At 61.3% G+C, this 12053-nt stretch carries 11 protein-coding genes; 9 read left to right on the top strand and 2 right to left on the bottom strand.

The window, feature by feature from the left end:
• Positions 1–20: 20 nt before the first annotated feature.
• Together CCGE531_RS16355 and CCGE531_RS16350 are read right to left on the bottom strand one after the other, a co-directional pair.
• Entirely contained in the window at positions 21–1373 is a 1353-nt protein-coding gene (locus tag CCGE531_RS16355; RefSeq protein WP_120665130.1) for an ATP-binding protein, read from the bottom strand.
• Positions 1370–2029 carry a response regulator transcription factor gene (locus CCGE531_RS16350; RefSeq protein ID WP_120665129.1) on the bottom strand — a complete coding sequence of 220 codons (660 nt, stop codon included), beginning with the start codon at positions 2027–2029 and terminating at the stop codon, positions 1370–1372. The genes CCGE531_RS16355 and CCGE531_RS16350 overlap by 4 nt, the downstream gene beginning before the upstream one ends.
• A gap of 223 nt (positions 2030–2252) precedes the next feature.
• Here CCGE531_RS16350 and CCGE531_RS16345 point away from each other — a divergent pair, with 223 nt between their 5' ends.
• The 9 genes from CCGE531_RS16345 to CCGE531_RS16305 all read left to right on the top strand — a co-directional run bounded on the left by CCGE531_RS16345 (position 2253) and on the right by CCGE531_RS16305 (position 12049).
• Positions 2253–2708: an RbsD/FucU family protein gene (locus CCGE531_RS16345; RefSeq protein WP_120665128.1), complete on the top strand. Its 456-nt coding sequence runs from the start codon at positions 2253–2255 to the stop codon at positions 2706–2708.
• A gap of 42 nt (positions 2709–2750) precedes the next feature.
• Entirely contained in the window at positions 2751–3704 is a 954-nt protein-coding gene (locus tag CCGE531_RS16340) for a sugar-binding transcriptional regulator (RefSeq protein ID WP_120665127.1), read from the top strand.
• A 145-nt stretch (positions 3705–3849) separates the two neighbouring features.
• The gene (locus tag CCGE531_RS16335) at positions 3850–5166 is read left to right on the top strand and encodes a sugar ABC transporter substrate-binding protein (RefSeq protein ID WP_120665126.1); all 1317 of its coding nucleotides are present in this window, start codon (positions 3850–3852) and stop codon (positions 5164–5166) included.
• Between the two features lie 147 nt (positions 5167–5313).
• Entirely contained in the window at positions 5314–6186 is an 873-nt protein-coding gene (locus tag CCGE531_RS16330) for a sugar ABC transporter permease (protein WP_120665125.1), read from the top strand.
• A gap of 1 nt (position 6187) precedes the next feature.
• The gene (locus CCGE531_RS16325; RefSeq protein ID WP_120665124.1) at positions 6188–7030 is read left to right on the top strand and encodes a carbohydrate ABC transporter permease; all 843 of its coding nucleotides are present in this window, start codon (positions 6188–6190) and stop codon (positions 7028–7030) included.
• Positions 7031–7041: 11 nt separating this feature from the next.
• Positions 7042–8040, top strand: a complete 999-nt coding sequence (locus CCGE531_RS16320; protein WP_120665123.1) for an ABC transporter ATP-binding protein — start codon at positions 7042–7044, stop codon at positions 8038–8040.
• A gap of 149 nt (positions 8041–8189) precedes the next feature.
• The gene (locus CCGE531_RS16315; protein ID WP_120665122.1) at positions 8190–9671 is read left to right on the top strand and encodes a mannitol dehydrogenase family protein; all 1482 of its coding nucleotides are present in this window, start codon (positions 8190–8192) and stop codon (positions 9669–9671) included.
• A 99-nt stretch (positions 9672–9770) separates the two neighbouring features.
• Positions 9771–10445: an HAD family hydrolase gene (locus CCGE531_RS16310; RefSeq protein WP_120665121.1), complete on the top strand. Its 675-nt coding sequence runs from the start codon at positions 9771–9773 to the stop codon at positions 10443–10445.
• Positions 10446–10465: 20 nt separating this feature from the next.
• Complete coding sequence (locus CCGE531_RS16305; RefSeq protein WP_120665120.1) at positions 10466–12049, top strand: FGGY-family carbohydrate kinase; 1584 nt, start codon at positions 10466–10468, stop codon at positions 12047–12049.
• The last annotated feature ends 4 nt before the right edge of the window (positions 12050–12053 follow it).

Below are 12053 nucleotides of genomic sequence, written 5' to 3'. Positions count from 1 at the left end.
CTTGCCGGGCCGCGCCGTCGTCAATCGGCCGGCAGAGTGATCCTGGCCTCGAAACCGTTGGTCCTGCCGGTGGCCGGCGATAGCAGATCGAGATGTCCGCCGATCTGCTCGACGATACGCTCGACGATCGAGAGGCCGAGGCCGGAGCCTGCCGCTTTCGTCTTGCCGCGCCGAAAACGCTTCTTCAGGCCAGCAAGTTCATTTGCGGAAAGCACGGTGCCACCGTTGACGACGCGGACGGCGCGATCATCGACGCGGACCGTCACTTCGTCATCGTCCGGGCCATGGATCAACGCATTTTCGATGAGATTGCGCATGACGATGGCAAAGGCGTCGATATCGACATTACGGATCAGTTTCGCCTTTGCGTCATTTTCCAGCTGGACGCGGCCGGCCGTGCCGGTGTCCCGATCGTAGTCGCCGATGACGGTTTCGATGACCGCCACCAGGTCGGCCGGTTTATCGCCGGCGCCGATGCCGGCTTGAGCGCGGGAGAGCTGCAGCAGTTTTTCCGCCAGCCGCCCCAGATTGGAAAGTGACGTCTCGATGCGGCCGGCTCGGTCCGTCAGAGGCCCTTGCGGCAGTTCTGCGATCAGGCGCTGGGTCTGGGCGAGCGCGCCCGCGATCGGGGTGCGCAGCTCATGGGCGCTGTTGGCGGTGAATTCCCGCTCGGCTTCGAGGGCGAAGCGTAGGCGGTCGAGCAGGAGATTGACGGAGCGCGCAATCGGCTGCAGCTCACGCGGCAGCGTCTCGCTGTCCAATGGCGCCATATTGCCGCTGTCCTTGGTGGCAATCTGCGATCGCAGGCGGTCGATCGGCCTGAGCGAACGGCCGACGACGAAGCCGATGGCGACGATGCTGGCGGGAATGAGGGCAAGCAGCGGCCAAAGCAACGCGACACCGCTTTCGCGGGATGCTTCGCGGCGATTCTTGAAGGCATCCGCGACATGCAGGAAGATCGTCCCGTCAGCCGATGATTCCGTATAGATCCGGTATCGCGGCGTATTGTGGAAGCCGATCTTCAGCGGCACGTCATAGGCCGTGGCCGGGGCATCGTGGGAGTGCAGGATGACCTTGCCGTTCGCATCCATCACCTGGTACGTCAGATATTCGCGGTTCAGCCCCTTGTTGAGCTCCTCCAGGCTTTGTGGGTCGCCCGAATGAGCGCGATTGGCGAGATCGTCAAGCACCAGGGGCAGGAGACGCTCGGCGGTTTCCTGCAATGCGCCGTCGAAGGTCTCGGAGAGCTCCTTGTTGACGACATAGACACCGATGCCGACCGCAATCAGCCAGAAGACGACGACAGTCCCGGTAAGTGCTGCGACCAGGCGACGGGTGATGCTGGCGCGGCTTGGGCTTTTCCGCGGCGTCATCGCTCACCCAGGCAATAGCCGACGCCGCGTGCTGTCCGGATCCGGTCCCTGCCGATCTTCTTGCGCAGGCGGCTGACATAGACTTCCACCGTATTGCTCTCTATCTCGGAGCCGAAGGCATAGAGTGCTTCTTCTATCTTGTCTTTCGAGACGATGGCGCCGGGCCTTGCAACCAGCAGATCGAGCACGGCCCATTCGCGCCCCGTCAGCACCACATCCTTGCCCTCCAGCCGGACACGCCGCTGCGGCTGGTCGATTTCGAGATCGGCAAAGCGGATGGTCGGCTGCGGGCTGCCGGTATAGCGGCGCGCTACCGCCAGGATGCGGGCGGTGAGCTCGCCGAGATTGAACGGCTTGACGAGATAGTCGTCCGCGCCGCTGTTCAATCCCTCGATGCGATCGGAAATCTGGTCGCGCGCCGTGAGGATGATGACGGGTGTTTCATCGGGCCTACGGCGCAGCCGCTTCAGAAAATCGATGCCGCTGCCGTCGGGAAGCTGCAGGTCCAAAAGGACAAGGCCGTACTGCACGGCGCTGGTAACCTCATCGGCATCGGTGAGATTCTTGACCCAGTCGACGGCGTGCGGGCCTGCCGCGATATGGTCGCGAACCGCGCCGCCGATCGCGTCGTCGTCCTCTACCAGAAGAATGCGCACCTGCACCTCTCAACTATTGAACGCGCTTCAGTTAATGCCGACGAGGCTATCGGGTCAATAACGGCCGAAATAAGCCACGCCTGGATGCACAGTTCTTGGGGCACCCGTCCGCCGAAAACGTTCCCGGCGCCTATGGACAGACAGGAACGCGATGGTTACTTGTTTGCGCGGAGAACGAAGCGGCCGCCGGATGGCCGCGTAGGCTATTGGAGGATGCTCGGTCATGCTGAAGGGAATTTCGCCGCTGTTGAATGCGGATGTGCTCTACGCGCTGAAATCGATGGGACATGGCGACATGCTCGTCGTGGTCGATACGAATTTCCCGGCGGAAGCCATCGCGAGCCAGACGGTTCTGGGCGAGCTTCTGCGCATCGACAACGTGCCGGCCGCCGACGCGGTTGCCGCCATATTGTCATTGATGCCGCTCGATACGTTCATCGACGATGCCGCAACGCGCATGGAAGTGGTCGGCGCGCCTGACGAAGTGCCGCAGGTTCAGCGTGAGGTTCAGGCTGCGATCGACAAGGCCGAGGGCAAGCATTGGCCACTGTCGCCGGTCGAGCGCTACGCTTTCTACGAGCGCGCCAAGGATGCCTACTGCGTCATCCAGACCGGCGAACGCCGTTTCTACGGTTGTTTCACCTTGACCAAGGGCGTCATCCCGCCGGAAACTGAGTGATCCGATATTCGGATAACAGCGCTGTTTCGATAAAGGAATGCGATGGCGAGAAAGCTGGATTCCCAGGGGCGGCTTGACGATGCGGCGCGGGCCGGCTGGCTCTATTACGTCGCCGGCCGGACGCAGGACGAGATTGCGGTCGCAATGGGAATCTCCCGCCAGTCGGCGCAGAGGCTGGTATCGCTCGCCGTTGCCGAACGGCTGATCAAGGTGCGGCTGGATCACCCGATCGCCGCCTGTCTGGAATATGCCGCGGCGCTGAAAGCGAAATTCAATCTCCGGCATATCGATGTCGTGCCGAGCGATCCGGACAGTACCTCTTCCACCATCGGCATTGCCGAAGCCGGGGCTGCCGAAATCGAACGCTGGCTGCGGCGCAGCGATCCGATCGTATTAGCGATCGGCACCGGACGCACGCTGAAGGCCGCGGTCGACCAACTGCCGGCCATCGAATGTCTGCAGCACCGGGTGGTGTCGCTGACGGGCAATATCGGCCCGGACGGTTCGGCCGCCTATTACAACGTCATCTTCAGCATGGCCGATGTCATCAAGGCGCGGCATTTTCCGATGCCGCTGCCGGTGCTGGTATCGTCGGCCGAGGAACGCGAGCTGCTGCATGCGCAAGCGCTGGTGCGCTCGACGCTGGATATCAGCGCCCAGGCCGACGTAACCTTTGTCGGCATCGGCGAGATGGGTATCGAAGCGCCGCTCTGCCTCGACGGCTTCCTCGAGAAGGACGAGATGCTCGCGTTGATGAACCGCGGCGCTGCCGGCGAGATCTGCGGCTGGCTTTTCGATGGCGATGGCAGGCTCATGCCTGATGATGTCAACGATCGCGTCGCCAGCGCGCCGATACCCTCACGAGACACCTGTTCGGTCATTGGAATCGCCAAAGGAAGACGCAAGTTCGAGGCGATCAAGGCCGCCGTTGTCGGCCGGCAAATCAACGGTTTGATCACCGACGAGGCAGTTGCTGAATTTTTGCTCAGGGACTGAGCAAAAAATTTCTACATAAAAACAAGAGGATGGGTTGCTTGCTCGGCAATGCAGCAACGAATTCGCATTGACATTTTTTCGCAATAAGCGAGTAATTGCCCACGAGCAAAGCGAATGCTCATTTTTAGTCTTCTGGGAGGAAGATATGAAATTGAAAACTTTACTGCTGAGCGCCTGCTCGGCGCTGATGTTTGCCGGCCTGGCGACCGCGGAAACCCTCACGATCGCGACGGTCAATAATGGCGACATGGTTCGTATGCAGAAGCTTACGGACGATTTCAAAGCCAAGAACCCCGGTATCGACCTGCAATGGGTCACGCTTGAAGAAAACGTATTGCGCCAGAAGGTTACGACCGACATCGCTACCAAGGGCGGCCAGTACGACGTGCTGACCATCGGCACCTACGAAGTGCCGATCTGGAGCAAGCTTGGCTGGCTTGCATCGCTCGACAAGCTTTCCGCCGACAAGGACTATGCGGCGGATGACCTTCTCCCTGCCATTCGCAGCGGTCTGACCACCGATGGCAAGCTCTATGCAGCACCGTTCTATGGCGAAAGCTCGATGGTGATGTATCGCAAGGACCTGTTCGAGAAGGCCGGCCTGAAGATGCCGGACGCACCGACCTGGGACTTCGTCGCCGATGCGGCCCGCAAGATCACCGACAAGGACCATGAAGTCTACGGCATCTGCCTTCGCGGCAAGGCAGGCTGGGGCGAGAACATGGCATTCCTGACGGCGATGTCGAATTCCTTCGGCGCCCGCTGGTTCGACGAAAAGTGGAAGGCACAGTTCGACCAGCCGGAATGGAAGGACACGCTGAGCTTCTATGTCAAGCTGATGAAGGATGCCGGCCCTCCGGGCGCTTCTTCCAACGGCTTCAACGAAAACCTGGCCCTGTTCCAATCCGGCAAGTGCGGCATGTGGATCGACGCGACGGTTGCTGCTTCCTTCGTCTCCGATCCGAAGGAATCGAAGGTCGCCGACAAGGTCGGCTTCGCTCTGGCGCCGGACAAGGGCCTCGGCAAGCGCGGCAACTGGCTCTGGGCATGGAACCTCGCCATCCCGGCTTCGTCGAAGAAGACAGAAGCCGCGGAGAAGTTCATTTCCTGGGCTACCAGCAAGGAATACACCAACCTTGTCGCACAGAAGGAAGGCTGGCTGAACGCACCTCCCGGCACCCGTACGTCGCTCTACGCGAGTGCGGACTACCAGAAGGCAGCGCCTTTCGCGAAGATGACGCTCGACTCGATCAACTCGGCTGATCCGACGCATCCGACCGTCAAGCCGGTTCCCTATGTCGGCGTCCAGTTCGTCGCCATCCCCGAATTCCAGGGTATCGGCACGGCTGTCGGCCAGCAGTTCTCCGCCGCCCTTGCCGGCCAGATCTCCGTCGATCAGGCGCTCAAGGCTGCCCAGCAGCTGACCGAACGCGAAATGAAGAAGGCCGGCTATCCGAAGTAAGGGCCTTCGAAGCTAAGGAAAGCGGTGCACCCTCTCGAGCACTGCTTTCCTCTAGGCCGCCGAGCGCCGAACTGCCCTTGGCGGCCCTTTTTGTTTCAGCCGGTCCGCGGCCATCCCCTCCTTTTAAAAGATAGGTCGGTACTTGCCATGGCAACGTTGCACACCCGTTCCACCGCGCGCGTCATGATGGCGCCTTCGGTTCTGCTCCTCTTCGCGTGGATGATCGTCCCGCTCGTGATGACGATCTATTTCTCGACGCTGAACTACAATCTGCTGTCGCCCGGCGCGCATGATTTCATCGGCTGGCTCAACTACGAATACTTCATCAGCGACCCGGCTTTCCTGAGCTCGCTGATCGTGACGCTCCTGCTTGTCGGCGGCGCGCTGCTCATCACCGTCATCGGCGGTATTGCGCTGGCGCTCCTTCTCGATCAGCCGATCTTCGGCCAGGGCATCGTGCGCATGCTGGTGCTTGCGCCCTTCTTCGTGATGCCGACGGTCGCCGCCCTCATCTGGAAGCACATGTTCATGAACCCGGTGAACGGGCTTCTGGCGCATCTCTTCAAATTTTTCGGGCTTGATCCGCTGACCTGGCTGGAAACTGTTCCGCTGCTGTCGATCATCATCATCGTTGCCTGGCAATGGCTGCCTTTCGCGACGCTCATCCTGCTGACTGCCTTGCAATCGCTGGACGAGGAGCAGAAGGAAGCCGCCGAGATGGATGGCGCCGGGCCGGTTTCGAAATTCATCTACATCACCCTACCGCATCTGGCCCGCGCCATCACCGTGGTGATCCTGATCGAGACGATCTTCCTGCTGTCCGCCTTCGCCGAGATCCTCGTCACCACCAATGGCGGGCCGGGCACGGCGACGACGAACCTCACTTATCTGGTCTATTCGCAGATCGTCCTGTCGCAGGACGTCGGCGGCGCATCCGCGGGCGGCATCATCGCGGTCATCCTCGCCAATATCGTCGCGATCTTCGTGATGCGCGCGGTCGGCAAGAATCTGGAGGCTTGAGATGGCACGCAAGATCACCACGCAACGCAAGATCGCCGTTTCGATCGCCGCCTGGATCGTCGCAATCCTCATCTTCTTCCCCATCCTGTGGACGATCCTGACGAGCTTCAAGACGGAGGGCGACGCTATCGCCTCGCCGCCGCAGTTCCTCTTCTTCCACTGGACGCTGGAGAATTATTTCGAGGTGCAGTCGCGCTCGGATTACTTCCTCCACTTCGGCAATTCGGTCATCATCGCCTTCGGTTCGACCATTCTCGGCCTGCTCGTCGCAGTACCGGCCGCCTGGGCCATGGCTTTCTCGCCGACCAAGCGGACCAAGGACGTCTTGATGTGGATGCTGTCGACGAAGATGATGCCGCCGGTCGGCGCCTTCATCCCGATCTATCTGCTGTTCCAGAGCTTCGGTCTCCTGAACAACCAGTTCGCCAGCCGGCTGGGCATGGTGATCGTCCTGATGCTCATCAACCTGCCGATCATCGTCTGGATGCTCTATACCTACTTCAAGGAAATCCCCGGCGAAATCCTCGAAGCGGCTCGCATGGACGGCGCGACGCTGGCAAAAGAGATCATCTATGTCCTGACGCCGATGGCGATCCCCGGCCTTGCCTCGACGATGTTGCTCAACATCATCCTCGCGTGGAACGAGGCCTTCTGGACACTCAATCTCTCCGCCGTCGACGCGGCGCCGCTGAGCACGTTCATCGCCTCCTATTCCAGTCCGGAGGGCCTGTTCTATGCCAAGCTTTCGGCGGCATCGACCATGGCGATCGCTCCGATCCTGATCCTCGGCTGGTTCAGCCAGAAACAACTCGTTCGCGGCCTCACCTTCGGCGCGGTTAAGTAAGGAATACAAGCATGGGTAGCATTGTTCTCAAGCAAGTTTCCAAGGTCTTCGGCGAAGCCAAGGTCATCCCTTCCATCGACCTCGAGATCGACAATGGCGAGTTCGTCGTGTTCGTCGGCCCGTCCGGCTGTGGCAAGTCGACGCTGCTGCGCCTGATCGCCGGCCTCGAAGATGTCTCGGGCGGCCAGATCCTCATCGACGGCAAGGACGGCACCAATTTGAAGCCATCCGACCGCGGCCTTGCCATGGTGTTCCAGTCCTACGCGCTTTATCCGCATATGAGCGTGCGCAAGAACATCGCCTTTCCGCTGAAGATGGCGAACATGCCGCAGGCGGAAATCGATAAGAAGGTCGCGGATGCCGCGCACGTCCTGAACCTCACGGATTATCTGGAGCGCAAGCCGCGCCAGCTTTCCGGCGGCCAGCGCCAGCGCGTCGCCATCGGCCGCGCCATCGTGCGCCAACCGGCGGCCTTCCTCTTCGATGAGCCCTTGTCGAACCTCGATGCGGCACTGCGCGTCAACATGCGTCTCGAGATCAGCGAGCTGCACCAGCAGCTGAAAACGACGATGGTCTACGTGACGCACGATCAGGTCGAAGCCATGACCATGGCGGACAAGATCGTCGTGCTCAATCGCGGCAATATCGAGCAGGTGGGTTCGCCGCTGGAGCTCTATCGCAGCCCGCGCAATCTCTTCGTCGCCGGTTTCATCGGCTCGCCGAAAATGAACTTCGTCAAGGGCGCCTATGCGCAGAGCCTTGGCGGCGACACGATCGGCGTGCGGCCGGAACATACCCTGCTGTCGACCACTGCGGGCGACTGGCAGGGCAAGGTGCTGGTGGCTGAGCATCTCGGCTCCGACACTTTCCTGCATATCGACGTCGACGGGATCGGATCGGTGACGGCGCGCGGCTCCGGCGATTTCCCGGCCCGGGCCGGCGATACCGTCTACCTGACGCCGGATAAGGCGCATATTCACCGGTTCAACGCCGAGGGGCTGTCGATCTGAGCCGAAAACCGAGGCCGTGCGCGCTTGGGTGGGCACGGCCAGCGCATCTCCGCCGGCCCGCATCGATCTTCGCGGACGGGCAAGCATACCAGCCGGCGCGCTCTTCCCAAGCCGCCCGGCGCCAGAGACCCTTCAGAAGGACGAGAGACATGACGTGCAAATTATCGCTCGCAACTCTTCAGCAGGCGGCTGCAAAGGCGGCCATTCCTGCTTACGATCCGAAATCGCTTTCGGCGGGCATCGTGCATTTCGGTGTCGGTAATTTCCATCGCGCCCATCAGGCGGTTTATCTCGACGATCTTTTCAATGCCGGAGAGGCTCATGACTGGGCGATCATCGGCGCGGGCGTGCTGCCGTCCGATGCGGCCATGCGGGAGAAGCTTGCGGCACAGGATTTTCTGACGACCGTCGTCGAGCAGGACAATAATCGCACCGCCGCGCGCGTGACCGCACCGATGATCGACATCCTGCCGGTGGGCGACGCCAAGGCCATCATCACCAAGCTCGCCGACCCGACGATCCGCATCGTCTCGATGACGATCACCGAGGGCGGCTACTTCATCGATGCTTCGGGCAAGTTCAACCCTGCCCATCCGGCGATCGCTGCCGACGGACAGAACCCGGATGCGCCGAAGACGGTGTTCGGCCTGATCGTGGCCGGCCTCAAGGCGCGCCGGGCCGCCGGTCTGCAGCCCTTCACCGTCATGTCCTGCGACAACATTCCCCACAATGGCGGCGTCACCAAAGCCGCCGTCATCGGTACGGCGAAGCTTTCCGACCCGGCTTTTGCCGAATGGATCGCGGCAAACGTCGCCTTCCCGAACGGCATGGTCGACCGCATCACGCCGGCAACGGGCACGCGAGAGATCGACTTTCTCAAGGAAGCCTTCGATATCGAGGACAACTGGCCCGTCTATTGCGAAGAGTTCAAGCAATGGGTGCTGGAAGACAATTTTCCGGCTGGCCGGCCAGCGCTCGAGAAGGTCGGCGTGACCTTCGTGCCCGACGTGACGCCCTATGAGCACATGAAGATCCGCATCCTCAATGGCGGCCATGCGGCGATTGCCTATCCGGCGGCGCTGATGGATATTCATTTCGTGCATGAGGCCATGGAAGAGCCGTTGATCCGCGCCTTCCTCGCCAAGCTTGAAAACGATGAGATCATCCCCGTGATCCCGCCGGTGCCGAATACGGTGCTTGCCGATTACTTCAAGCTGATCGAGCGGCGCTTCGCCAATCCGAAGATCGCAGACACCATTCCGCGCCTCGCGCAGGACGGCTCCAACCGCCAGCCGAAGTTCATCCTGCCGTCCACGGCCGATCGGCTCAGCCGCGGCGAGGACATTGTCGGGCTCGCACTCGTTTCCGCTCTCTGGTGCCGTTATTTTGCCGGCAAGACGGACAGTGGCAAGGAGATCGTCTTCAACGATGCCAGCGCCGATCGGCTGCATGAGGCCGCTCTCAAGGCCAAGGACGATCCGAATGCCTTCCTCGTCTTCGATGACATCTTCCGCGATGTCGCCAAGTCGGATCTCTTCCGCAAGCGCTTCGCGCATGCACTGAAAACGCTGTGGGAAAAGGGTACCCGCGTCACCCTGCAGCTATACTTGGACAACAAACTCGCGGAATAATTTTCGAGCGGCCGGACTTCTCCTGTTCCGGCCGTTTTCCATTGCCGTGCCCGTAATTCAGGCAGGCGGGACAACAACGGAATTCGGGTTGGATCTGTGATGGCGGGTGAGGGAACAGGGCTCGTAATCTTCGATTGCGACGGCGTGCTTGTCGACAGCGAGCCGCTATCGGTCGGCGTGCTCATCCAGGCGATGCATGATGTCGGCGTCGAGATGAGCGAGGAGGATGTCTATAGCCGCTTCCTCGGCAAGAGCCTGGCGACACTGGTCGACACGATGCAGACGGAGTTCGATGTCTTCATCGACCAGCCATTCCTTGATCGTATCCGCAACGATCTCTACGAACGCTTCAAGCACGAATTGAAGCCGATCGACGGCATTGCGGCGACGCTGGATGTGCTCAAGCTTCCGCGCTGCGTCGCCTCGTCTAGCCAGCTGGAACGCATCCGCCTCTCGCTCGGCGTGACCGGCCTTCTGGATAAGCTCGAGCCGAACATCTTCAGCGCCACCATGGTCAAGCGCGGCAAGCCCGCGCCGGATCTCTTCCTTTATGCCGCTGAAAAGATGGGTGTGCCGCCGAAGGATTGCATCGTCGTGGAAGACAGCCCGGCGGGCATCACGGCAGCGCGCGCGGCCGGCATGACGGTCTTTGCCTTCACTGGCGGTTCGCATGCGCATTCACCGAGTTATCGGGCGGAGCTGGAGCAGCTTTCGCCGGAAGTCGTGTTTGACGCGATGCCGGAATTGATACAACTTGTCCGCAACAAGAGATAAGTGGTCGGGACCTCTTTTGCATGCGTGATCACGTGGTTGCGGTCGATATCGGCACAGGCAGCGCGCGCGCCGGTGTCTTCACGGCGAGCGGCTCACTGCTGGGAAAAGGCGAACATCCGATCCAGATGAATCGTCCGCGTGAAAACCACGCCGAGCATGATTCCGAAGATATATGGGCATCCGTCTGTGCAGCCGTTCGCGCGGCGGTGAAGGCGTCCGGCGTCGATGCGTCCGTCATCGGCGCGATCGGTTTCGATGCGACCTGCTCATTGGTCGTGCGCGATCGCGATGGCGCGCAGCTCACCGTTTCCACGGATGGCGAGAAGCGGTTCGACACCATCGTCTGGCTCGATCACCGCGCGCTTGCCGAGGCGGATTATTGCACGGCGACGAAGCACGAGGTTCTGGATTATTCCGGCGAGTTCATGTCGCCGGAAATGGAAATGCCCAAGCTGATGTGGCTGAAGGAGAACCTGCCGGAAAGCTGGGCTGAGGCCGGTTATTTCTTCGACCTTGCCGATTTTATGACGTGGAAGGCAACCGGTTCGCTTGCCCGGTCGCGCTCCACCCTGGTGGCGAAATGGAACTATCTCGCGCATCGCGAGCCAGGCTGGCAGGCCGATTTTCTCAATGTGATCGGCCTTGGCGACCTGCGCGAGCGCGGTAGCCTGCCCGAAGAGAGCGTTGCCGTTGGCAGGAGTATCGGCACATTGACGGCCGAGGCCGCCGACGCGCTGGGGCTTGGTCGCGCCTGCCATGTCGGCGCGGGCATGATCGATGCCTATGCCGGCGCGCTGGGTGCGCTTGCCGCCCATGCCGGTGATACCGGCATGCTGGAACATCAACTGGCGCTGATTGCCGGGACCTCGAGCTGTGTCGTTTCCTTTGCGCGCGAGCGCAAGCGCAGCACGGGCATGTGGGGCCCTTATTACGAGGCCGTCTTTCCGGGCATGTGGCTTGCCGAAGCCGGACAGTCGGCAACGGGTGCGCTGCTCGATCATATCGTCAGCATGCATGCGGCCGGCGGGTCCCCGACGGCGGCATTGCATGACCGCATCGTCCGGCGGATCGCGGAATTACGGCTTGCCGAAGGCGATTCTCTCGGCGGACGCATCCATATTCTGCCCGATTTTCACGGCAACCGCTCACCGCTTGCCGATCCGCATGCATTGGGCGTCATCAGCGGCATGACGCTGGATGCTTCCTTTGACGGTCTCTGCCGGCTCTACTGGCGAACGAGCGTCGGCATTGCGCTCGGCATCCGTCACATCCTGGAGCGAATGCGGGATTACGGCTATGTGCCCGACACGCTGCATGTGGCCGGCGGCCACGTGAAGAATTCGCTGCTTATGGAGCTCTATTCCGACGTGACCGGCTGCAAGGTCGTGATCCCGAAGATGAACGAGACGGTGCTGCTGGGCACGGCGATCGCCGCTTCCGTCTCCTGCGGCCTGCATGAAAGCCTGGGCGCGGCCGGCGTCGCGATGTATCCGGGCGGTCACGAGCGGCTGCCGAACCCAGAAAAGAAGGCGTTCTACGATCGCGATTATCGCCGCTTCCTTGCCATGTACCGGCATCGCGCCGAATTGGACGCCATGGAGTAGGGCG

This window comes from Rhizobium sp. CCGE531 (assembly GCF_003627795.1).
Classification (GTDB): domain Bacteria; phylum Pseudomonadota; class Alphaproteobacteria; order Rhizobiales; family Rhizobiaceae; genus Rhizobium.
This window is presented reverse-complemented; position numbering and strand designations above follow the sequence as displayed.